Annotated in this window: 17 protein-coding genes; 2 read left to right on the top strand and 15 right to left on the bottom strand. The window is 50.8% G+C overall.

What is annotated here, in order from left to right; translation table 11 throughout:
- Positions 1 to 282 precede the first annotated feature (282 nt).
- Genes PGRAT_RS15120 through PGRAT_RS15100 form a run of 5 tightly spaced genes read right to left on the bottom strand, consistent with a single transcriptional unit; the run spans position 283 to position 5,218 of the window.
- Entirely contained in the window at positions 283 to 1,311 is a 1,029-nt protein-coding gene (locus PGRAT_RS15120) for a Gfo/Idh/MocA family protein (RefSeq protein ID WP_025703281.1), read from the bottom strand.
- Positions 1,308 to 2,501: a radical SAM/SPASM domain-containing protein gene (locus PGRAT_RS15115; protein WP_025703282.1), complete on the bottom strand. Its 1,194-nt coding sequence runs from the start codon at positions 2,499 to 2,501 to the stop codon at positions 1,308 to 1,310. The genes PGRAT_RS15120 and PGRAT_RS15115 overlap by 4 nt, the downstream gene beginning before the upstream one ends.
- Positions 2,501 to 3,622, bottom strand: coding sequence for a glycosyltransferase family protein (locus PGRAT_RS15110; RefSeq protein WP_025703283.1), 1,122 nt, complete (start codon positions 3,620 to 3,622; stop codon positions 2,501 to 2,503). Before PGRAT_RS15110 ends, PGRAT_RS15115 begins: the two co-directional genes overlap by 1 nt.
- Positions 3,623 to 3,638: 16 nt before the next feature.
- Positions 3,639 to 4,979 carry an ATP-grasp domain-containing protein gene (locus PGRAT_RS15105; RefSeq protein ID WP_025703284.1) on the bottom strand — a complete coding sequence of 447 codons (1,341 nt, stop codon included), beginning with the start codon at positions 4,977 to 4,979 and terminating at the stop codon, positions 3,639 to 3,641.
- Positions 4,976 to 5,218, bottom strand: coding sequence for an acyl carrier protein (locus PGRAT_RS15100; RefSeq protein WP_025703285.1), 243 nt, complete (start codon positions 5,216 to 5,218; stop codon positions 4,976 to 4,978). Before PGRAT_RS15100 ends, PGRAT_RS15105 begins: the two co-directional genes overlap by 4 nt.
- A 156-nt stretch (positions 5,219 to 5,374) precedes the next feature.
- Between PGRAT_RS15100 and PGRAT_RS15095 the strand changes: the two genes are divergently transcribed.
- Together PGRAT_RS15095 and PGRAT_RS15090 are read left to right on the top strand one after the other, a co-directional pair.
- Complete coding sequence (locus PGRAT_RS15095; protein ID WP_025703286.1) at positions 5,375 to 6,295, top strand: AraC family transcriptional regulator; 921 nt, start codon at positions 5,375 to 5,377, stop codon at positions 6,293 to 6,295.
- Entirely contained in the window at positions 6,273 to 7,259 is a 987-nt protein-coding gene (locus PGRAT_RS15090; RefSeq protein ID WP_025703287.1) for a hypothetical protein, read from the top strand. Before PGRAT_RS15095 ends, PGRAT_RS15090 begins: the two co-directional genes overlap by 23 nt.
- A 15-nt stretch (positions 7,260 to 7,274) precedes the next feature.
- On the opposite strand, the gene PGRAT_RS15085 is transcribed toward PGRAT_RS15090, so the two are convergent.
- From PGRAT_RS15085 to PGRAT_RS15040, 10 genes are all read right to left on the bottom strand, one after another.
- The gene (locus tag PGRAT_RS15085) at positions 7,275 to 8,474 is read right to left on the bottom strand and encodes a Ger(x)C family spore germination protein (protein WP_025703288.1); all 1,200 of its coding nucleotides are present in this window, start codon (positions 8,472 to 8,474) and stop codon (positions 7,275 to 7,277) included.
- Positions 8,467 to 9,570, bottom strand: a complete 1,104-nt coding sequence (locus PGRAT_RS15080) for a GerAB/ArcD/ProY family transporter (RefSeq protein ID WP_025703289.1) — start codon at positions 9,568 to 9,570, stop codon at positions 8,467 to 8,469. The genes PGRAT_RS15085 and PGRAT_RS15080 overlap by 8 nt, the downstream gene beginning before the upstream one ends.
- A gap of 25 nt (positions 9,571 to 9,595) precedes the next feature.
- Complete coding sequence (locus tag PGRAT_RS15075) at positions 9,596 to 11,251, bottom strand: spore germination protein (RefSeq protein ID WP_025703290.1); 1,656 nt, start codon at positions 11,249 to 11,251, stop codon at positions 9,596 to 9,598.
- Between the two features lie 194 nt (positions 11,252 to 11,445).
- The gene (locus PGRAT_RS15070; protein WP_025703291.1) at positions 11,446 to 11,802 is read right to left on the bottom strand and encodes a hypothetical protein; all 357 of its coding nucleotides are present in this window, start codon (positions 11,800 to 11,802) and stop codon (positions 11,446 to 11,448) included.
- 105 nt (positions 11,803 to 11,907) lie between these two features.
- Positions 11,908 to 15,828, bottom strand: coding sequence for a galactose-binding domain-containing protein (locus PGRAT_RS15065; protein WP_042266831.1), 3,921 nt, complete (start codon positions 15,826 to 15,828; stop codon positions 11,908 to 11,910).
- A gap of 533 nt (positions 15,829 to 16,361) precedes the next feature.
- The gene (locus tag PGRAT_RS15060) at positions 16,362 to 17,918 is read right to left on the bottom strand and encodes a glycoside hydrolase family 76 protein (protein WP_025706668.1); all 1,557 of its coding nucleotides are present in this window, start codon (positions 17,916 to 17,918) and stop codon (positions 16,362 to 16,364) included.
- A 21-nt stretch (positions 17,919 to 17,939) separates the two neighbouring features.
- Positions 17,940 to 19,994, bottom strand: a complete 2,055-nt coding sequence (locus tag PGRAT_RS32415) for an RICIN domain-containing protein (RefSeq protein ID WP_025706669.1) — start codon at positions 19,992 to 19,994, stop codon at positions 17,940 to 17,942.
- Between the two features lie 67 nt (positions 19,995 to 20,061).
- Positions 20,062 to 21,114, bottom strand: coding sequence for a glycoside hydrolase family 76 protein (locus PGRAT_RS15050; RefSeq protein ID WP_025706670.1), 1,053 nt, complete (start codon positions 21,112 to 21,114; stop codon positions 20,062 to 20,064).
- A 90-nt stretch (positions 21,115 to 21,204) separates the two neighbouring features.
- Entirely contained in the window at positions 21,205 to 22,269 is a 1,065-nt protein-coding gene (locus PGRAT_RS15045) for a glycoside hydrolase family 76 protein (RefSeq protein ID WP_036705678.1), read from the bottom strand.
- 45 nt (positions 22,270 to 22,314) lie between these two features.
- Positions 22,315 to 23,202 carry a carbohydrate ABC transporter permease gene (locus tag PGRAT_RS15040; protein ID WP_025706672.1) on the bottom strand — a complete coding sequence of 296 codons (888 nt, stop codon included), beginning with the start codon at positions 23,200 to 23,202 and terminating at the stop codon, positions 22,315 to 22,317.
- Positions 23,203 to 23,229 lie beyond the last annotated feature (27 nt).

Raw genomic sequence — 23,229 nt, 5'->3', positions numbered from 1 at the left:
TTATTCACATGTCAAGTCGTATTGATGTATTAATATCAAAAAGATACCCGCCTTGCCGGTGTACGAGGAATGCCGTATTTTCTATTTAATGAACGTATTCCGTATCTGGTGCCCAGGATCACTCTTTATTTAAAAAGGTGTAGAATCAAGCATGGTCCAAGATCGAGACTGTGTCAGGTGAAAATACCGAAACCACAACCGAACCCGGATGTCTGAATGACTCCTGCCCTATTAGGTAAAAAACAGCGACTCCCCGGTGACTGGGAATCGCTGTTTTTTGGGCTATTGACGATTTGCCTCATAATAGACCCTTCGCAGTTGCGCTTCGTCCATAATGATGGATTGCATTTGCACCCGTTCCCATGTGGCTTCCAGCTGCTCCGCCCTTTGCCCGCTCATGATCTCCGCAAATGCTCCAAGCTGGTTCACATAATAATTCATCGGCTCGAATTCGCATAGGGTGCTGCGGTTATCCGGAAGGTCATGCCGTATTTTGATTTTGTAGAACCCTTTGACCGGACGGAAGAAATCCGGGATCGTCAGCACGGTATGATCAAAATACAGGGTATGCGAAGCCTGGAATGGCTGCTCAAAGGAAGTGAGACATTCGGCTTCCAGTCCATCCGCATATTTTAGCGCTGCCTGAAAGGTCCAGTCGCAGCCTTCCGGCCCGTCAAACGCTGACTGTGCCGTAACCTCCCTGGGCTGAAGACCCACCAGGACCTGCAGGAACTGCAGCCAGTAGCAGCCCAGATCGGCAAAAACACCTCCGCCCTTAGCTTTGACACTGCGGTAATTTCCGGCATGCCTGTCTTTGGCAGGTACGGTAATCCGTGTCCTGATTCTATGCAGCTGACCAAATTGTCCGGAATCAACAATAGATTTCAATGCCTGCTGCCAGGGATGAAATGCTATCATCAGACCTTCGGCGAGCTTCGGGGAGCCGGGTCTTTCTTTAGCCATCCGTAACCGTTCAGCATCTTCAGTCTTCAAGGCAATCGGCTTCTCTGCCAATACATGCTTACCTGCATGCAAGGCCCGGACCGCCCATTCTGTATGAAGCTCATTGCTGAGTGCAATATATACGCCATCCAGACCGTTTAGCTCCAGCAACTCCTCCAGACTGCCCGCCACATAAGGAATCTGGTAAGTTTCCGCCATTTTTGCCGCTTTTTCAAAGGTCCGGTTTGCGATTGCGGCTATACTCACCTTCTCTACATACCGAGCAGGCTCCAGTAAAGCTGATACAGCAATGTTCGAGGAACCCAGGATACCGAGTCTATAGGCAGGTTGTCCACAGCCGTTCTTCATACATGTGTCAGCGCAGCATAGGTATTCAAGTACAGCACATTGCATTTGGAACAAGCTGGCGACAAGCCTTCATCCAGAATCCGCCGCAGCCGGTCATAGCGGTCTGAGTTCCATATTTCCGTCAGGGACTGCTCATTTACATTGCCAATGGACAGCTCGCCAAAAAATTTGCAAGCACTCACCATGCCGTTCGGGGCAATATCAACTCTGGTGCTGAGCGCCAGACATTTCGACGTACTGCGGGAGGCCATCGGCTTGCCGGCCACAAAATCTTCGATTTCATCAAAGTCAAGCCCCGGCTGGTAACGGATTCTTGTATTATGCCAAGTGTTGCTGTTGATCCGTTTCAGATCCTCGGTTAGCTTGGTGACGTTGTCTGGCTTAATATGATACTTGAAAGCATGCCAGCTGCTCCGGTGATCCGGCGCAAGCTCCCCCAGCCACTGGAAGTGTTCATCGTAGAAGCGGTCCATTTCCAGGCTGGTTTCTGCAGAAATATACCAGGGGAAGCAGAGCAGCACCAGATCAACCCCCTTTTGCTCAAAAAATTCCACCAGCTCATACAATCTGCCGATCATATTATCATTAATCACATTATGCACAGAGATCCGGCCGCGGAAGCGGCCTTGCCTGCGCAGTTCAAGCAGCCGTTCGACGTTCTCGATCACTTTGTGAAACGATCCTTTGCCGCGCAGATAATCATGCTCCTCCTCGAACCCCTCTATCGGAATCAGCAGCTCCAGATTGTCCGAGATCGCACACAGCTCTTCTTCATACTTATGAATCAGATAAGCATTGGTACAGATCGTTGTATCCCGGGGATGCTCTTTCAGCAGTTCCAGGATTTGCTTGGTACTCCGGTGAAAGAGCGGTTCGCCTCCCCATAAATACAGACGGGACTGTGCTTCATCCGTTTCCTCCAAAAGCCTCTGGATCATCTCCAAATCCATATCCAGATTCTGCTCGGCGGTGTCCATATCATGATGATAGCCGGATTCATTCCATTGGTAGCAATGCTTGCAGCGGAGATTACAGCGGTTGGTCAGCTTCAGTGACATAATTTCCGGCATAACGGTTTTGAAACCGGGATCATGTTTGCGTTCTCTGTGGGGAACCACAACATTCTTGATCGTGCGTTTCAAAGCCTCAAAGGATTTGGCATCCAGGTTCACTCTGCTGGTAGGCTGCATTAGCTTCTCCCTTCTGCTGCGGATAATTGTTCCGCATAACTTGCGGCATAATCTGGATATCGGGCTCTGGCTGCCTGGAGGTTGTCCGACAGCTTGCGCAATTCCTCCCGGTCAAAGCCTGTCTCGGCCCACTCCCCGTAACGGATACCGTAACCAAGCTCTACCCACAGATCGCTGTTGATCTTCTCATGTGGGCCAAAAGGGTCCAGCAGCACCAGCGGAGTGCCTGAAGCCAATGAATCAATCAAGGCCCCTCCTCCCGGCTTGCTGATTACAGCAGATGCCTGCCGGATGACCCCAAACATCCCCTCCTGGTAGTGACGGCAAGGCGGAAAGTGGTCTGCCTGTTTACCGGTTACCTCTGCAAAAGGCGGGAAGGTATACCGTCCGCTGCTGTCACGCAGCCAGGTCCGCCACTCCGGGTCGTTCATATAATAACGTCTTCCATGAATGGCCCCTCCAATCTCCTGAGAACTGTAAGCAGCGATATCCAGCTCATATCCTGCCGACTCCAGTGCATCGAACTTCTCGCGGAAGGTTCCGATTCCCCAGCCGCCGCCATGAATAACCAATCTCCCGTTCCTAGCACGATACGGCAGCGCTTCCATAGGACCGGCATCTATACTGCAGAGTATCTCCCGCTTCCCGGGATCATACATGCTTACTTCACGGCAGCCTTCCGCGTAACCGGGATTCAGCCTGAGGAGATTCTTCCATGACGGCGAAAGACCGGCATCAATATAGAGCAGGTCGGCATACACAGGAAAACCGGCAGTTTCACGGTATCTGTCCATAATATGCACCCAATGCCCGGATAAAATAATGAAGCGCTGTCTTTCTTCCTGCTTCCATTGCTGAAATAATTGTTCAACGGCTGCTGAATCAAGGCTGCTGCGGATATCCGAAGGTATTTTTTGTGAGGTCAGGGCTACGGCAAAATTCTTCTGGTACGCTTGGCGGCTGTTGTCCGTCTGCTTTTTTTTGCTGTCAGGCATTAATGTTTCAAAAACCTCAATCTCTGCCTTGATGCCAAGCGCCTTGAGTTTTGCTTCAATCAGCAGGCCGGGGACATAGAAGCCCAGACCAAACCCAGAACATAGAATAGTCACAGTATTATTCATTGGAGGGTTCCTTTCATTAACGCAGTATAGTATAGCCAGTGCGCAGAAGCGATTCGTCCAGCTTGCCGGTGAGCTTGTTTTTGCGGTCTTCATTCCGGTAGGCGAGTGCTGCATACAGCTTACCCTTGGAGGAACCGGAGGAGCGGGACGGGTCCGCTGGCTGGAGTGTGCCTGAAGTCAAGGGAATCACTCCTTCACCCTCTTCCATTGAAAATAGTATGCCGGTCTCCTCCATCCGCTGCAGCAGCTCTCCATAACGAACCTCTCCCATGGTCGCCAGCGGTACCTGGATTAGACAGGTATGCATCCCCTCCTGCTTGAGGCGGCGGTCTACATTATGCTTAATCAAACTCATCGATTTGCGGGCATTGATCTCCACCAGCGGTGCGAGGCTTCCGTCACGCAGCAGCATTGAATCCACGCATACATCGCCATAATAACCATCGGCATACAGTTCCCGTCCAATGTTGTGCATGATTTCCCAATAGCCTTCCCGGTCCAGTCTTTCGAGCAGAGACGGCTTCGGGGAATGTGACTCTCCGAAGGCAAAACCATGGTTCACCAGCTGCTGAACGGACAATATCGAGATCCGGCCTTCTGGATCGATGTGAAATTGACAGGAGAAGTCTGCCTCCCGGTCCAGCAGGGGTTCAAGCACAAATAGGACTCTTTTATCCTGGTTTCGGCTGGACTCCAGGTAACCGGCAATTCTGCGCAGCATGCGCTCAGAGTCCACAAGCTGATTTCCTTTGCCGGATACACCATACTCATCCTTGATCAGAAAAGGCCCCCTCTCCAGCAGCTTCTGTCCTGATTGCAGCAGCTCCTCCACGTTGTGGACGATCTGGGCGATATTCGGCAACGACAGCCTATCCCGCATGGCAGCAGAATAGGTTTTGGTGTTCACTTTGCGCACGGTCTGCTCATCCGGGAGTCCGGGCAGAAGCTTATAGCGCCTAACCGCCTCCTGCGTCCCGGGAAGCACGGCAAAAGGTTCAAGCAGCGATCCTTCCGGTATTAACCTATCGGGTTCCTGTCCGGGGTCGAGCCTGCCCAGCAATTCAAATACGTTCAGTGCGTTCTGCATTGTGCCAGGTTCCCCGGCTCCCAATGTTAATGGATTCATATTCGTCTTGAAGGCATATTTGAGAGTTTGCAGATAATCATATTGAGCTTTGTCCATACCATGACGGGTTAATAGAATATCCCCGTTGCCGCAAAAGACAAACAGCATTTCATCCATGGCCTGAACGATAGCCATAGCCCTCGCATCAGGAATGGACGGCAAAGTGGCCAGGTCTTCCTCCCGCCAGTACCGTTCCGACTCCAGGCTGCCGCAGTGCACAGCGTTCTTCATCGCACGGCAAGCCCGGCGACATAAGCGGAGAAACGGTCTACCGATTTCAAATGTTCCAGATCAAAGGTATCGAAATCTACTTCGATATCGAATTCGTCTTCGATTCTCAGAATAAAATTGATGATTTGCAGCGAATCAAGTGCGGCATCCAGAGTCAGATCCGAAGCCCCGTTCAGCGTCTGAAGCAGGCCCGGATCCTCCTTGATTTCAGCGATAATCTCAATGACTTTCTGCTGCATGTGTATACCCCTTTCAGTGTGCATAGTAGGAATGAATGAACTGAATATACCAAAAACCCGAATGTTAATATATGGTTGAATGCGCCAAAATATTCAGCTATACTAGGGTGGATTCCAGGTGTCTATCATAAGGAAGTAGGAAACGGAGGCTTGTCTATGGAAGTTTTTCCGGTATTCACTGGGGAATATCTATTTGACTCCTGTTCACCGGTTCAATTGCTCCTGACTCAGGAAACAGTCACTTCCGTACGTCATCAGCACGATTTTTTGGAACTCGCTTATGTGGTTCAGGGGGAAGGAATCCATCTGGCAGCTAAGGATAAAATCCAGGTTGTACAGGGGGATTTGCTAGTTATACCGCCTGGGGTTTCCCATGTCTTTCACCCGCAGGATCTGACCGGTTCCCAGCCGCTCATCATCCTCAATTGTATGCTCAGGCCTGAGGTTTGCAGAATTCCCCGCGAACTTTCAGGAGAATTTTCTGAAGAGGATATGTTTCCATTGCTGACGCTTCTGGAGTTGAAGCAATGGTTCGGATACAGGGAGAAAAACATGGAGCTATCCTTGATACTCCGCCGTATGCAGGGGATACATCATAATGGTTCCGCTGAGGATCAGCTGCAGCTGTACCCGCTGCTGTTCGAGCTCGCGGGCCTCATTCTGCCCGCTGCATCTGTCCCCTTCGCACAACAGCCCCGGGTTGACGAAGATCCGCTGCATGACGTTATTCTGTATATGATCAGTAATTTCAGCGAGAAAATCACACTGAAGGAGATTAGCCGCCAGATTGCGATGAGCTCCCGCCAGTTTCAGAGATTATTCAAAATAAAGACCGGCAGATCCTACATCCAGATGCTCCAGGAAATCCGCATGAAATACAGCTGCATGCTGCTGATGTTCACGGAGCTTGGGATACAGGCTATTGCGCTGGAGGTCGGAATTTACGACATGAAATATTTCTACCGGCTGTTCCGCGAGTACAGCGGTATGACTCCTGCCTGTTATCGAAACCGGTTTCATAGTCACTATTTGTCGGCGAAGGAGATGATAAGCAGTGCTGAACATTGTTCCCGTTAAGAGTACCTCCTACCCCACGCTCCGCAGCTGTATCGATGACTGCATTCATTCTGTGGCCGAATGGCAGGGAAAGGACAGCAAGTGCATGTACGGAAATGCCTGGCAGGTGTCCTTTGAAGAACAGCAGTTTCCGGATCAGCCGTTGATTGAGCGGTTAGCCCTGCCGCGGATCAGTACAGAATCTCTGTCTGCGTACCATGGCCTTATGTTCACTTATATTGAACGGAAGGAGCCGGAAATGGATAAGAACTTCATGCTCGACATGCTGGAGGGCCGGTTGTCTTCAGGAATGCCGGTCCTGGTCGGATTTGATTCTTATGACTGCCCCTGGTGCCTGGCCTTCCGCAAGCTGCATACCAGCCATGCCTGTCTTGCCGTTGGACTGGACCGTTCAAGCAACCTAATTTATTTAACGGATGCCTACTATGGCAAAGAGCTTGAAGCTGTGGATATCGATGTATTCCAGCAAGCCTGTCATTTCTATGCATTATTTGAGCTTTGCGATTCTTCGCGTTCATATACAGACTGGCTGACTACACTTCAAGGAATGCTGACCAGCCCTTTAGATCGGGTTCAGCCCAACCAGGTTGCCGCTCACCTCAGGGCCTATGCCGACGCCTATTTGAATGCGGGAATCACTGCCGGTTGTCCCGCTGAATACAGTTCCAGCTTCATGCTGGCAGCCAACACCCTGCCAATCCACCGGATCCGGTTCAGCCTGTTCCTGCGTCTGCTTAACCGTGAGGCCTGCCTGCCCGTACTCTCCCGGGCTGCTGAGGGCTATCAGCATTCAGGAGAACAGTGGAATCTTATTAATCAATTCATGATCAAAGTGATGTGTTCAGGCAATAAGCTATCCCAACGGCGGAAGATTCACAAAAAAATGCATGAAATGATCAGCCTCGAAGAACAGCTCCTGGATGAACTGGTACATCTGACGATGCAGAGTGAATTGGTCCAGTAAGCTTTATTCACTGCATTATTCAATAAACGAGCCAAAATCTGTAATTGTAAGCTTAATATCAAAGGTGACTGGAGTGCGGCTGAAGGTTTCATCCCAATGATCCTTCAGCTTCTTCCATTCCTGCGGCTCTTCCACACTTAGCCGTTCTCCGAATCCGGCTACCTCTACTTTGTATTCCGACTGCATCTTCTGCATAAGCGATTGAATCATGGCAGAGAGCCTTTCTTCGAATATCCCCTGCATTTTTTCAAGATATTCTTTTTTAGAGGATTGTCCCGGATTTTTCCACTTTTCGATTAACCGCCCCTCGGATTCAATACTCACGTGAAACTCCGGCTCATGATCCTTATTCACTTTTGCCGATATTTTGCTTTTTGCCGACTTAATCTCATAGGTCACGGTCTGATGATCCGGATCGTAGGTTTTGAGCGTTCCTCCTTTTACATCCCCCATTATCCACGCAATACTCTCAGTATCCTCCTGATCCAGATTTCCAACCCATTTGCCGGTGTCCCCCTTAATCACCCCTCCGCCAGAGAACTCCACTTCCTGATTCGCTTCAACGATATTTTGCAAGACAAAGCTTTTTTTGGAATGCATCAGCGCATCCAGTTCGGAGATAACGATGCCCTTCATAATTCTGTTGGTTCTAAAACGGTTCCGCGTCATGCCTCTAATGTGAAAGGCCGGTATCTCATCGCCATATTTCGTTTTGAGCGTATCCGCAGCCCGGCCTTCACTCATTAATATTAAGCTGCTGGGGCGGATGTCATTATCCCGAAGCACAAAATCCATCAAACTCTGTATTCGCTGCTCCTTCAGCAGCTGCTTGGAAATCACAATAACCTTCAGGTGATGTCCAATCACCGGGTGATCCAGACGAATGGCGAACTGGCGCAAAATTTCCAGCACTGAATCGCCTGTTTCGGAAATATTGACATAGTTAGGTGATTTGGCATCGGTATCTGATGTTTTATTGGAATTCCCATATGACTTTTTCGGGACAATCTCAATCGTTACTGTAATTTTGTTGTCTTTTAAGTAGCTTCCTCCCTCTTTCTCAAAGGTCTGCTCCACCTTGCTTGGTTGCCCTGTGTCCATAGTTAGCGCCGTGTACATGCTCAGATCTTCAATCTCCTTGCTGCTCCAGCAGCCGGTCTCTGTCATTAGGAGTGCTGTGGCCAGGAAGGCAGGGAATAATCTGCGTCTATACATTCTGCTTCAACCCCTTCCTCCTAACGATAAGAACCAGAGACAGCAAAACAGGAAGCAAGACAAACAAGACAATTCCCATGTTCCCGATTGCGTCGCCAAGAGCAAATACATCGTTGATGCGTACAGGAATCATGGTTGCCAAAAAAATGAGCGGCATCAATCCGAATATAATCGGAGCCATCTTTAGTTTAAACAACTGGGAGATTCCCAGTGATGCGTTGAAGAAGAAGCTGCAGAAATTGCAAAACATCTGCATCATCCAAATGACGAGCAGCGGGAATTCCAGACGTTCAAAAAAGAAGCCTGAAATTTCAAAGCTGCGGATCAGGTCTATCGTGGGCCATGTGCTTGTAATCACTGAATCTATCGATAGTCCGCCAATGGACATAACCACAGTAATCAAGTACAAGATCAGCGGAATTCCAATCCCGGCTAACATAGCTTTGACGGCTTGCTGAGGGTGCTGCATAAATGCTGTTAATGTCATTACAACCTCACAACCGGTAAACACCAGGATTGTCGATTTAAGACCCCTGATGACAGGCATAATTCCATCACCTAGAAACGGGCGCAAATGATTGATATCAAACAGTCTCCCACTGAAGAGATAGCACAGCAGAAGTACAAATATGCTGACCGGAAAAATAATCTGATACACTCTGGCAATGGAATTAATCCCTCCGAAGACCAGATATCCCCCCACCCAGATAAACGGGATGACAATGGCCCAGATAGGAGTACCTTCAAGTAAAAAAAACATGGTAATCTCGGCAAATACCCGAATCTCAAACCCTGCGATTATGATGAAGTAGACAATCAGCAGCACGGAAAGGAAGCTCCCTGGAATGCTGCCGGCAATTTGCCTGGAGTATTGATAGACCGTTTGCCCGGGGAATTGTTGACTCAGCTTAACCATCAGCACGATGACCAGCATGATAATTCCGCCGCCCAGCAGAACCGAAATCCAGGCATCCGGAGTTTTGGCGGTCTCGGTAACCGATCTGGGCAGCGTCAATATTCCGGCACCGAGAACTGTGTTTGTCAAGAATATAGCAGCCTGTGTGGATGTGATTTTTAGGTCTGAGCGTTCAAACACATCTATTCCTCCTATTGTTTTCCGGCTAGGTGCGGCGTTTTTTCTTCTGAGTCTTCATCATTTCAGGTCTGCGCTTCATTAAGGGCAGCGGTGCGCGAATATAGAGATCCTTCCAGTCGCTCAAGCGCAGAGGGGAGAATGGGGTGACATAGGGCACGCCAAAGCTCTTCAGCTTGGTCAAATGGATAAAGATCAGTAAAATAAACAGAATAGTGCCAAGCATGCCGAGAAGAGCTGCGAACATCATGCCAACAAACCTTAAAATGCGGAGCGTGATGCCGGCACTGTACATAGGGATCGAAAAGGATGAAATCGCTGTGACCGCTACCACAATGACCAGAAACGGGCTGACGAGTCCCGCATTTACTGCGGCATCGCCAATAATCAGACCGCCTACAATGCCCATCGCAGGTCCGATCGGTTTGGGCAGCCGGATTCCCGCTTCGCGCAGGATTTCAATGGATACTTCCAGAATCAGAACTTCAATAACAGAAGGAAAAGGCACCCCCTGGCGGGTCTCGATGATGCTGATCACCAGCTCGGTCGGAATCAATCCGGGATGAAAAGAGATAAAGGAAATATACAAAGCCGGTGCCATCAGCGCCATAAATGCAGCGAAAAATCTCAGCAGCCGCAGCAATGTTCCAGGCAGCCACCGCTCAAAGTAATCCTCCGGTGATTGAAGCAGCATACTGAAGGTCACAGGCACAATCAGTGCAAATGGTGTCCCTTCCAGAAGCAGAGCAACCCGGCCTTCAAGCAAGGCGTTAATTACCCGGTCAGGCCGCTCGGTATTTTGTATTTGCTGGAAAGGGCTCAGAACGTTATCCTCTATCAATTGTTCCACATAACCCGATTCGGCAATAAAATCCATATCGATCCTGGATACTCTCGTCTTGACTTCCTCCAGTAAATCGGGGTTGACGATATCCTTCATATACGCAATGACCAGCTTGCGTTTTACAAGACTGCCCACCTCGTATACCTTCATTTCCAGGTTCTTATTCAAGCCTTGTCTGCGCAGCATAGAAGTATTTTCACTTAACACTTCCGAAAAAGCGATTCTTGGTCCGCGAAGCAGTGCCTCTGAAGTCGGTTCCGTAATCGCACGGATAGACCCGTTGGGATGTCCAACCAGAAGTCCTGCGGATATCCCTTCAATCAGTAATGCCGTATAGCCGAAAAGAATCCGCTCCTGGAGCTTGTCCAGCTCTTTAACCTCCTCAAGCTCTGTGAGCGGCAGCAGGTTTGCTTTTAGGGCGGACAGGGTTAAGGTTTCCCGGGAATCTTGCCCCTCCTCCTTCATCCCGCTGTTTCCGAACATAAGCTGATGCATGACATGCTTGTTGATCGATTCTTCATCCTGCATACCGTTAACAAAGACAAGTACAGCCCGGAGCTCATACCCCTGTACCATAAATTCACGAAAATTCACATCACTGTTCCCGCCAATTGCCTGCTGAACATACGACAAATCCGCTTCGTACTGCCCGCTGACCAGGCTGTCCGCTGTGGATTCAGCAACGGGTTGAACGCTGTTATTCAATTTGGGTCCCGCCGTGCTTACGAATGTATACAGTTTTTTGTATATAAAATAAATTCCCAGCGGACAGAGCAAAGTAATTGCAGCCTGCATAAATATGATCCATCCGGGGATATAGGATACAATAGTTGACCACATTATGCTCATTCCTTAACTTATAGTTTTGCCAAGATGGCTAGGGCAGCAAGCCGTGATTTAAGTGTGCCAAAAAACAGCAAATTTTAGTCATTCCTGCTGTGTGGTTCAGGCTGTAAAGCAATCAACAACAAAAAAGGACCAATCACCGCACGCAGCGGTTTTGGTCCTTATGTACTGATTCGAACATTTCAGGGTTAGTCCAGATCAACGGTAAATTTCAGTTCTTCGTACCAATGTACGATCTCCGAACTGAAGTCTTTATGCTTCTTGATGTATGATCCCAAATTTTCTTCCTTTACCGAATTTAGTCCCATTCCAAAATGATCATAGAGTTCCTGAAGGATAAATTCATAGATTTCGGCGGCATTTTTTCCCTGATCAAGCAGTTCCAACAGTTGAACGGTGATACAGTCATATTCATCTGGAGGCGCCCCTCCCCCAATAAGTCCAATCGGGTCCCAGGCATTTACCAGCGCTTCTGCTTGAGGGTAGAGTTCGGTGTACTTTTGTTTCAATATTGCGGTTTGCGAGGTTGAAGGATGCTGCCCCATGAGTCTCACCTTCCTTATGTTCTATTACCTGTATGATATACCCGCAGAGCAGATCACACAACATAAAAAGGAAGAAGCTGTAAAAGCCCCTCCCTTCCGCTATTTCTATTGAATGGTTAATCCAAAGCCGCTCTGGATGTAATACAGGTCAGGATAGGCAATGTTGCTGGTGGTCAGGTTGTTGAAGGTGGCAGCCCCGTTGCCGGTATAGGTGTAAATTGCCGCACCTTTGTGCGCTCCCGAGAAGCGTGAGGTGGTCACTCCGTCCAGCCCCGTGCCGTTAATGGTAATATTATTGAACACGATGTTGCTGAATCCGCCGCCATATCCGAACTGGATGGCATCCCGCTGGGTATTGATGATATCGATGTTGGTAAACGTTACATTCTTGATCGGGTCGGCGGAAGCTTCAAGATCAATGGCTCCCCGCTCTCCGTTATACAAGTCCTGGCTGGTTCCGCTATTGATAATGGTTGTGTCCGAGAACAGAATGCCGGTATTGTTATTGAAATGGGCCCCCGGAAAAGTAGTGTTCAAACGGATACCTGAGCCGCCTACGGTGTCGATAATATAGTTATGATCCGCCTTGTGCCCGCTTCCTCCGAAAAAGGCAATGCCTCCCGCCCGCCAGTTATTCTCGATGGTGTTGTATGAGAAAGTATTGTTCACACCATCCGGTGCGCCAAACGTATTGCTCGGCCACACAGCAAGCCCGTCATCTCCATTATTGCGCACATTGCTGTTGCGGACGATAGAGTTGCTGGTACCTTGCGAGAAGTTGATGCCGTCCGCGAGGTTGTTGCGGATCCGGCTGTTCTCTACAACCAGCCCGCTGGCGTAGATGGCCGGAGTATGACCGTAATCCCCGACCCACATACCGCATTCAAAATGCTCTACCCAGACCTCATGAATGATGGAGCTGCTGCCAAAGTTATCCATGAATCCTTTGTAGACCGCATTCTGGTTGTACCGTGACCGCAGGTTTGAATTCATATACACATTACTGAAATCGAGCTTGCCGGTAATGCGGAGCGAGATTCCGCCTCCTGCCGCATTAGGGTTCGTAAACTGCAGATTCGTATGCCAGAAGCCCGCACCTGTAACCGTAAAATTGTTGATCATGCTGTTGACCGAGCCGATTTGCCACATGCTGCTCAGGCTGAAGGTTCCTGCAGGAATATACAGAGTTTTGCCGGAAGATACTGCCGCAGTGACCGCCGCGTTAAACGCTGCAAGATCATCCTGGCCATCGTCCGCTACTGCACCATGGTCGGTGATGGAGACGGAATTGGCCGGGCGGGCTATGGCCGCCGGTACAGGCTCGATCTCAAGGAAGTCGACACCGTATTCCAGACTGTCCCCGTTGTTCTTCTGGATCCGGATCGTGTCACCCGGCTGGAGCGGAGTGTCCAGTTTCCAGTGCACTTCATCGAACCGGAACAGCGGGCGCCCTGCACTCGGCGCATCTCCGGGCTGGTCTCCTGAGAAGTACTGCCAGCTGTAATATGAGGTCAGGGATATGGTCTTGACCTTGACGCCATTGACATAAGCGTCGAGGGAACCGTTCAGGCCCATGCCATCCGCAGCGTCCGGCATCGTAAATCTCATGGTTACCCCTGCCCCGCCTTGGCCGTGTCTTACAGTCCACTGGGCATAGGAGCCGTTCGAAGGAAGTGCGATATAGCGCTGGCCGGAAGCTTCCGAGGCAATCTGTGACTGATCGAAATTCGGTGCAGACTTCAATGCGGATGCGCCTCCGCGCACAGCGTCATCCGTGTCGTACCGGCTGTAAGGAACGCTTGCTCCACGCTGCGCATACACAACCAGATTTGACGTGTTAACGTTGTTGGCCTGTTTGGCAGGAAGCTCATTGGCATCTGCAGCTACAGTGGCGGTTACAGTATAATTTCCGTTTCCTGCTGTCCATGTACCCGGAATGGAGATATTGACCGATGCACCTGCAGCAATGACTCCGCTGTAGGACCCGCTGAAGGTCTGTATGGTTGATCCGGCCGTATTTTTGAGCACGACTGTAATGCCATGGGCACCATTGGTTGATGCGACGGTTCCCTGATTTTTGAGATTCACTGTAAATCCGAGTGTATTGCCCGCCACTGGAGCAGCTGGCGTCCAGGATGCGACCCCAATCAGATCAGAGCTTGCAACAGGTGCAACTACAAGGTTCGACGGATTAGTGTAGCTGTTGTTGCTGTCATTCTGCTCGATAACGGTGTTGTTCTCATCCACCTTGACACTAAGCGCATAGGAGGCAGCGTATTTTGTTCCTGCGTTCAATGAGACTGTAACGGACCCGCCTGCAGCAAGTGCGCCTACCGGAGCCGAACCGGCAAGTTCACTGCCCAGATAGAAGTTGACGGTGGTTGCCCCGGAAGCAGCATTTCCGCTGTTCTTCACGACAGCATTTAGTGTAATCGCACTGGTCTCAACCGGAGAGGCCGGAGACCAGGTCATCCCTGTAACCGTCAAATCCGGGTTCGGCGCGGGAGAACCGAAGACCTGGAACTCGGCGATTTGCCCGGATGGAGCACCGGAGTTGGATGTAATGTTCAGCTGCAGTCGTTTGACTGTTGCTGCAACCGGTATAGTAACCGAATTCCCTGTCGATGGATTAAAGGTATAGGGTTGCGCCGATACCAGATTGCTGAATGCTGATGTACCCTGGTTCTGGCCAAGCACTTGAATGGTTTGTGTACGCGTGCTCCATTCCGTTGCCGGATTCAGCTTCAGCACGATAGAGCTAATATTGTGATCGGCGCCAAGATCCAGTGTCAATGTGTTGGGATTGCCGTTTCCTTCCCAGTATGTGCTTGTGCTGTTGTCATTCGCACTCGCAGCCACAAAGGATTGTATGCTGGAAGACGCGGTTATGGATTTGCCGATGGCGATGTTGCTGCCTGGAACAGGTGTAGCCGTGGCTGTTGGTGCAGGAGTCGGTGCATCAGTTGCTGTAGGAGTTGGTGTTGATGTTGGTGTAGGAGTCGCTGTAGGGACTGGTGTTGGTGTCACGGTCGCAGTCGGTGTTGGAGTCACACTTGGAGTTGCCGAAGGTGAACCTGACGTCTCAACCGTGATTTGATCCAGATTGATATTGGCGGAATCGCCGGAATCGTATTTGTAGGCAATCGTATTATTGCCCGCATTTAGAGTAAGCGCTTCCGCCTTATTCCCCCATGTGTCCCAATTGGCTAAGGAAGGAAGGGTGGACTGGCGGATTTTTATGCAGTTAACGTAGACGCTGATTGTGCTCGCATTCCCATTGGCATTGCCATATTTCAGTGTTACCTCCCGGGTTCCGGCAGCCGGGACGTTGACTGTGAAGGTCGTGGATGCGCCCTGTGTCCAGTAGCCGTCTACAAATCCCGTTCCTGCGAATCCTGTATGATCCGTGTTCACCTTCGCCCCGCCGGAGAGTGCAGCAGATTCAGCCTGATAGGTACCTGTTGGGCCGGGGGTAGAAGTGGCGGCAGACGTCGGGGTCGGCGTGGTGCCGCTGGTGCCGTAAATTTCAAATTCAGCCACCTGTGCCGCCGGCCAGACTGTGTTGCCTGTGAAGTTCAGGCGCACATAACGGGTGTCTGCTGCATTGAAGCTGATCGTTACGGTGTTATTCTGAACGGAAGGGCTGAAGCTGTAATCGGCACTGCCGACTAAGGTTGTGAATGCCGTCCCGTTCGTGCTGCCCTGAACCGCAAGCGTCTGTGTCCGTGCTTCCCAGCCTGCCGGAAGCTTAAGTACAATTTGATCAATACTCGTGGCGGTGCCCAGATCCACCTGCAGCCATTGCGGAAATGCGTTGTTCGTGCTTTCCCAATACGTAGCCTGATTGCTGTCCTTAACATTGTCCTCGCTGTAGATCTGGGATTGTCCGCTTGCAGTGATGCTTTTGCCGAGCGTCAGGTTGGGGCCTCCGGCTGCTGAAGCGGGAGTGAATGAACCTACACCCATAAACAAGCTTGTAATCATCAGGGCCCCGATGACCAGCCATAGAAAATACTTATTGCGCATTATTTGCCTCCTTCAGATTGTGTGGAATTTTGCTGCAATACATACTTATTATAGATTTAATGCAGAATAATTAAGATACGCATTTCTACTGAAAAGATAGGGGATTCCATGCAAAAACGTGCATACCCTTTCTCATTCAAGGGAACCCTTCTAGCAACTATTTTTGTTCTAAAGAGAGGATTGTCTTAGAGTTCATTAACAGCATTAAGGAACAATATGCCGTCAACGCTGATTTTTTTATACTGAATGATTTCATGCTGGAAACACCGGTTGTCCTGATGGGCATCAACTCCGGGCCTTAGCAAACGTCAGTTCCTATACTATTGGCAGCGAAGAAACACGGCAGCTAACCCTTGTATATTATGAAGGTCATGCAGATATCAGCCTGATTGAGAGAATTATAGCGGCCGGATCTGCTGCATTGGTGGCTGTAATAAATTAGGCACTGACAAAAGAGGGTGACTCAGAGCCTGTTTTCAGACCCAAGTCACCCTCATGCGCTTCTAACCCCATTGTTCGAGAGTCTGCTATATTTACAGACCGCTCAGCAAATCCACATTCAGATAATTCGAATTGCCCAGTGTGCTGTCATATCCCAGTTGAATGGTATTAGAGCCTGCATTCAGCGGTATCGTTACCGATACTGTTCCGTAAGTTCCCCAACTGGAGGTTGAACTGAACACCAGATTGGCCGAGACCACAACCCCGTTCACTTTTACATAACGCGAGGCATTGCCGGCGGCAGCGGCATAACGGAAGGTCACTGTTTTGGTGCCCGCTGTATTCTGGTTAACATAAAAGTCGATTGATGTTCCGCTGGTGTTCCACCCTCCCACGTATCCTCTTCCGGTAAAGCCGGCGTTGGTGCTCTCATTCATCATACCCCCGCCGGGGGCCAGGGTCCGCTGCGCATTCTCAGCTTCATATGCCCCATTGCCGGCAATATAGCCGCTGTAACCGTCAGCCGGCACAATCTGCAGAATGGAAGCGCCCGCAGCCGCAGCCAGACTTTGCACATAGGACATACCCGTCGGACGGAGCCAGTCGCTGCCGATGATCTGATCGGAAGCCCGGCGGTGATTCCAGGCTTGCGTCGCGTTTTGCTGAAGAAAACTTAAATATTGCGATTGTCCGCCTTGGACCCTCAGACGGTTCAGATTGCGGACGAAGATCATTTTGAAGCCGGCTGCATCATTTTCCCCTTCATACATGAGACTTTGAGCGGATACCATTTTGTTCACAACATATTGCGCCGAAGTATTGGCATCAGTTAGGTAGGAAGCGGTTCCTGTAGCCTGGTACAAGGAGACGGCAGCCCCCAGAAATGTTCCGTAATTATAAGTGAAGTCCCAATCCTTGACCAGGCCGCTGCCGGTGCCTTCGATATGATCGTTGACCTTGCTGCCGTTCACCAGGGTTGACTTGGTCCAGTCGTAGATTTGTGTGGCTTTGGCCAGATAGGCAGGATCATTATAGGCATTGCGGAGCTTGACGGCAGTCATGACCATGGGGGCGTTCGTTGCCATGTTTTTCTGGGCGTTCGCCTGACCCGGCGTATGTGCGTCCCTTCTCCACCAAATTCCTCCGCCATAAGCCGTGTCCCATTCTGAATAGATCTGGCCGAACAGGAAGCTGCCGCGGTTCAGATACTCGGTCGTTCCGGTTAGTTCGTAAGCCCGCATGCAGGCCAGTGCCCACCAGCCCAGATCGTCATTGAAGGGGTTCGCCATCATATCAGGATACTTGTTGTTGAAGCCGGCATAGATATCGTCGATCATCGTCCGGTAGACCGGACTGTTCGTGCGTTCAAATGCATCCATGACCGTTTCCCACAGCTGGGCTTCCCACCAGAAATCCGTATATAGGCCTCCATCCGGCCCATGCGCATGTTCGGAATGAATTTGATGGTCGCTGTTGACATAGAAGTATTTCGCAGACGAATCGTAGAATACATTCACCAGAGCCGCCATGGCATCATCGGCGTTCGTAGCAGTGAAGGCCTCCGCCTTCGGACTCCCGCCAGGAGCCAGCAGGGATAAAGCCAGCACAGCGGGTAAAGCGGCGGAACACAGCTTTTTCCAGATGATCACATTCATTTCCCCTTTCATTTATCAGCGGGATACTTTCAGATGATCGAGATTCAGATAGTTCGTACTTCCTTTGCTGGTATCGTAGATTAATGAAATCGTGTTGCTGCCGCTGTTCAGAGTAACATTTGGAATAGTGACGTTGTTATAAGAATTCCATCCCCCCGTCCCATTAAAAACCACATTATTGACAACCCCTGCCCCGTTGACATACAGATAACGCCCTGCTGTCCCCGCTCCGCCTGAATAACGGAAGGTCAGGTTATAGACACCGGCCGTATCAGCAATGACGTTGAAGTCCACCCATTTGCCGTTTGCGTTCCAGCCCGAGATGTAGCCTTTACCCGTATACCCCTGATGAGTAGACTCCGTGGAGAGAGAATGCAGCACAGCCGATTCCGCTTCATAGGTCACATCGGTCTCTACCAGCTGGAAGGTCATATTGTCCTCTGCCCCATAGGTCCATTGAATGAATCCGCCACCGCTGATCAGCGAGTTATCCGCCACGTTGAGGGATTTGCCGGAGAGCTTGTTAATGATCTTGTAATAACCCTGTCCGATGCCTTGAATCTGCCACTGATCATTGCCTGTTGTGCCATAATCCCATTGAAGGACTTTTGCGTTATTCTGGAGATCCCCGTTCTCTACGGCCAGCGCTTTGCCGCTGTTCACATTCATTAGTTTATAAAATCCTCCGGTAGTCGCGGTTACGGTCCATTTGTCATTTTGTGAGATGCCGTAATCCCATTGCAGCACCTTGGCTCCATTTTGTGTCGAAGAAGCTTCGACTGCCGCCGATAGACCGGTTGATTTGGGAATAATCCGGTAGGTTTTCCCGGAAACTACTGGACTCGTCGTTGCTTCCGTGCCGGTCAGCTTCAGCATCACTGTGCCATGTGCGGGAACGGTTGCCGAATAGCTGCCGCTGTAGGTGCCCAGGTTCGACTTCTGCCACAAGTCCCGGACAGCAGCTGATGAGCCCAGCCCCAGACTGGTGAAGTTTACGGTCATGGAGGCAGCGGTTTCCGACCGGTTGAACAGGACAACAGCCCTGGTGCCCGGTGTCTGCAGCAGCTTGGAATATACCTGTTTGCCGTCCACATCGCTGACCAGTACGCCTTGTCTGCCGAGCGGGTCCTGATCTATAGCAATCACCTCAGAATTCATCAGCGTAGCCCGGGTATATGCGGTCATACTGGAGAGATTGTTCCCGGCAATCAGCGGCGCAGCCATAATCGCCCACATGGAAAAGTGGGAGCGGTATTCGGTATCCGTCATTCCCTCCCCAAACACAGCACCTGTTCCATAATTGCCTACCATCAGCATATCGGGATCATTCCACCTGCCCGGTCCGGCAAAGTTGGCGAGCGGATAGTTCTGATCGATAATCCAGGTCACCCGCTGCCAGAAATCAAAGATATCATCTGTAGTACGCCACATATTCCCTGTGGCCGCGCCCCATACCCAAGGTTTGTTGATGCCCCAGTTGCAGATACTGAACAGGATATCGCGCCCGGAGTTCAAAAGCGCATCCCGGATCAGCGTATACCTCGTCTGCGGGTCCATCCCTCCGTTATCACACCAGTCCACCTTCACATAGTCCACATCCCAGGAGGCGAATGTAAGAGCATCCTGAACCTCGTGGTTGTACATCCCTGGCCTTCCTGCACAGGTGGTATAACCTGCGTCTGTATACAGCCCGAACAGCAGACCCTTGCTGTGAATATAATCCGCAAGCGCCTTCATCCCGCTGGGGAATTTGACCGGATCGGCCAGAATAGTGCCGTTCGCATCGCGGCCGGTCTGCCAGCAGTCGTCAATCACGACATATTTATAGCCGGCATCCTTCATTCCCGTGCTGACCAGCAGATCTGCCGCTTCCTTAATCTTGTTCTCATCCACATTGCAAGCGTAATAGTTCCAGCTGTTCCAGCCCATCGGCGGTGTCTGTGCCAGACCGTTGTTTAGCGCTGAAGCCTGCGGCACAGTGAAAGCATCCATTATTAATGGCCAGACTAGTAGGAAAGCCAGCAAGCATCTCAATCCGAATCCGACCCTGCCGTTTACTCTGTTCCCCATCACATCATCTCCCTGGATTCATTTCCAAAGCAAGACGCAAGTCTGTGTGCTCGTGATGTGGCAAATCTTAGATAACGGCTGCACCTTCAAGCAGCATCAGTCCGCTGAGCTGCACGCTAAGCTGAACCGGCAGCACGGGCTTGTGTTCCCAAGAGGGGCCGCACAGCCCCATCGGGTGGTCCAGCCCTTTTGTCCATAAAGCATCGGCATTCGCCAGTATAATCTCACGGATGGAAACTGCTCCGGGTAACTGCTTCTCCAGCAGAACGAAATAACGGATCAGAATTCCTTTGAACAAACCCGTGTCATCAATGCCTTCATCCGGCAGCAATAAAGTTTCCGGATGGCACAGGCGCTTAATGCAGCTTCTGGCCGTAAGCAGAGCGTCCCCGGCATATTTCTGCTCCCCTGTTACCCGGAATAATTCCGCGCCTGCGCCCAGAAATACGCCCTGGCAGTAAGTGAATTCCCAATCATAATCGATCCTGCCGTCCCCCAGCCGGTTGATGCCATCCCATACCCGCCCGGTATCCGGGTCAACCAGATGCGTCTGATTCCATTCGTAAATACGGACCGCCCACTCCAAATCCTCCGGATTCCGCCGCAGGCCATACAAACGGGCAGCCAGAATGGCGGCAGGCGCATTCGCCGGGGTGTTCTTGTAATCCAGCTGATCCTTCTTCCAGGCCATTCCTCCGCCGAAATGGTCATTCCACGCGGTTTGAATATCCGCCCAAAGCTCCAATACGGCGGTCTTGTACTCCTCTTCACCGGTAGCCTGGTATGCCCGCAGCAGTGCAAGCGCCGTCCATTCCATATCATCATAATAATTATGGAGGAAGGTCCCGCCGTTATTGGCACGCAGACAAGAGCTGTATTCCCGGATCTGGACCACTATCGCAGGATCTCCGGTACGCTCATATGCATCTACAAGAACATCGAGCACGTGAGCATGCCACCAATAGTAAAAGTTGTCACCCGGCCGGTTGTACTCCTTGGGGAACCATTGATTCATAATTCCGGTTTTTTCATTAAAAAAATACTTCCGGAGACTGTGCTGGAACCAGTCTGCACGCGTCTTCCAATCCGCCTCCGTTGCCGCTTCTGCGGAAGTGCCCATCAGATCACCTCTTGTGTCAGGATGAGTGGTATACAAACACTACAAATACCGAATTGGTTCTGGTCGTGGCTGCGGAAATTCCGGTATAACTTATTTACCAGCCATTCTGCTCAGCCCAGCCATCCGTTCCAGCAGCTTAATGCCGCTGAGCTGAGAGCTGAGCTGCACAATGCCGGAGGGTGGATGGCTCCAGTCCGTACCAAACAGGGCGCCCTCTGCTCCCTTTCCTCTCTCCCAGAGCAATTCAGCATTTTGCCGCAGAAAGGCAGCCGCTTCGCTTGCATCCGGATCAGCCTTCGCCAATTCCGCAGCATAGCGGACCAGAATACCCTTGAACAGTCCCCCGTCCCCATTACCTTCTTCCGGCAAGACACCGGACTGCGGATCGGCCAGCTCCCGGACGGCTGTGGCGAAGGTCTGCCGGGCAGCTTCAAGGTAAACAGCCTGCCCCTTAATCCGGTATAACTCGATGGCCGCACCGATATATACCCCTTGATTGTAGGTGTATTTCCAATCCTTATCGATTGAGCCGTCACCCTCACGGTTCATACCATCCCAGACAAAACCAGTCTCCGGGTCTACGAGATGGCGCTTTTGCCAATTGAAAATATTCTCTGCCCATTCCAGATCCTGCGGTTCGGCGAATGACTGATACAGCCGGGCGGCTAAAATGGCAGCTGGTGCGTTGGCCGGGGTGTTTTTGTAATCCAGCTGTGATTTTTGCCAGGCAATCCCCCCTTCCATGTGGTTATTCCAGCCTGTCTTGATATCCTGCCACAACAGCAGCGCTGTCTCCTTGTAGCGTGTCTCCCCGGTTGCCTGATAGGCACGAAGCCAGGCCAAGGCCATCCACTCCATATCATCATAGAGCTCATTCGGCCATACTCCGCCATTGCGGCGCAGAAGGCCATCATACAGCGAGGCGAGGCGTGCTTCGTAACGTCCGTTTTTTGCCCGCAAGAGTCCATCCACCAATACATCCACAGCATGGGCCATCCACCAGTAATGGAATACAATGTTGCACTCCCCGTCTGGGCAAGGCGTTTCGATGTTATACATGCCAATGGTTTCATTCCAGAAGAAATGGTCCAGCGCTTCCTGCGCTTCCTCTGCCCGTTCCTCCCATAACCCAGCTTCAAGCTTCAAATGCTTCATAAGGCTCTCTCTCCCCGTATCTGATAATCTATAGCCAGCAACCACTTACCCTTTGATACCGCTGAACGCAATGCCCTGAACGAAGTAACGCTGCAAAGCCAGAAACAGCACCAGTATTGGTAGAATCGCCACCAGCGCACCCGCCATCATCGGCCCGTAATCGGTCTGGAAATTATAGGAAAAGGCCTGCAGCCCCATTTGGATGGTCGCCTTATCCGGGTCATTCAGTACGATCATCGGCCAGAGGAAACCATTCCAGCCTGCCTGAAAGGTGAAAATGCTTAACGTAGCCAGAGCCGGCTTGGTCAAGGGCAGATAAATGCGCCAAAAGATCATAAATTCCCTACAGCCCTCGATCCGGGCCATTTCCATCATGTCGCTGGGCAGGGTAAGAAAAAATTGGCGCATGAAGAATACCGCAAAGGTCCCGGATGCACCCGGCAAAATAATGCCCCAAAATGAGTTCATTAGGCCATTCCCGCCGCTGCCAAAGAAGTCATTGCCGCCGGCAAACGGAATATGGCGCATGACATATACCGTCGGAATCATGGTTACGATGCCGGGAATCATCATCGCTGCCAGCAGCACGCGGAAGATGGGCTTATTCAGTCTGAACTTCAGCTTCGCAAAGGCATAGCCGCTGAGCGAGCCGAAGAATAGATTAGCCAGTACACCAGCTACCGCCAGGACAAGCGAATTCCAGAAATATAGCGCAAAAGGTACGGTTGTAAAGGCTTTGCGGTAATGCTCAAAGGTTAAATGATCCGGAAACCACTTAATGGGCATAGCGAAAATCTCATCATCCGGCTTCAGTGATGTCAGCACACTCCAGTAGAACGGCAGGAACATAGCGATAGCGATAAGAATACACACGATATAATACACAGATTTGTTAAAGCCCCGCTTCAGTGCGGAGCCGCCGGTAACACCCATGGCTGTATACCTCCTTTTTCCGGGCTA

This window comes from Paenibacillus graminis (genome assembly GCF_000758705.1).
GTDB classification, from domain to species: Bacteria; Bacillota; Bacilli; order Paenibacillales; family Paenibacillaceae; genus Paenibacillus_AQ; species Paenibacillus_AQ graminis.
The sequence above is the reverse complement of the archived record's forward strand: the minus strand, read 5'-3'. Positions and strand labels throughout refer to the sequence as shown.

Bases quoted from the DNA above. Each gene is read 5' to 3' on its own strand.
- PGRAT_RS15120 (WP_025703281.1), bottom strand. From the start codon at position 1,311: ATGAAGAACGGCTGTGGACAACCTGCCTATAGACTCGGTATCCTGGGT.
- PGRAT_RS15115 (WP_025703282.1), bottom strand. From the start codon at position 2,501: ATGCAGCCTACCAGCAGAGTGAACCTGGATGCCAAATCCTTTGAGGCT.
- PGRAT_RS15110 (WP_025703283.1), bottom strand. From the start codon at position 3,622: ATGAATAATACTGTGACTATTCTATGTTCTGGGTTTGGTCTGGGCTTC.
- PGRAT_RS15105 (WP_025703284.1), bottom strand. From the start codon at position 4,979: ATGAAGAACGCTGTGCACTGCGGCAGCCTGGAGTCGGAACGGTACTGG.
- PGRAT_RS15100 (WP_025703285.1), bottom strand. From the start codon at position 5,218: ATGCAGCAGAAAGTCATTGAGATTATCGCTGAAATCAAGGAGGATCCG.
- PGRAT_RS15095 (WP_025703286.1), top strand. From the start codon at position 5,375: ATGGAAGTTTTTCCGGTATTCACTGGGGAATATCTATTTGACTCCTGT.
- PGRAT_RS15085 (WP_025703288.1), bottom strand. From the start codon at position 8,474: ATGTATAGACGCAGATTATTCCCTGCCTTCCTGGCCACAGCACTCCTA.
- PGRAT_RS15075 (WP_025703290.1), bottom strand. From the start codon at position 11,251: ATGTGGTCAACTATTGTATCCTATATCCCCGGATGGATCATATTTATG.
- PGRAT_RS15070 (WP_025703291.1), bottom strand. From the start codon at position 11,802: ATGGGGCAGCATCCTTCAACCTCGCAAACCGCAATATTGAAACAAAAG.
- PGRAT_RS15065 (WP_042266831.1), bottom strand. From the start codon at position 15,828: ATGCGCAATAAGTATTTTCTATGGCTGGTCATCGGGGCCCTGATGATT.
- PGRAT_RS32415 (WP_025706669.1), bottom strand. From the start codon at position 19,994: ATGGGGAACAGAGTAAACGGCAGGGTCGGATTCGGATTGAGATGCTTG.
- PGRAT_RS15050 (WP_025706670.1), bottom strand. From the start codon at position 21,114: ATGGGCACTTCCGCAGAAGCGGCAACGGAGGCGGATTGGAAGACGCGT.
- PGRAT_RS15045 (WP_036705678.1), bottom strand. From the start codon at position 22,269: ATGAAGCATTTGAAGCTTGAAGCTGGGTTATGGGAGGAACGGGCAGAG.
- PGRAT_RS15040 (WP_025706672.1), bottom strand. From the start codon at position 23,202: ATGGGTGTTACCGGCGGCTCCGCACTGAAGCGGGGCTTTAACAAATCT.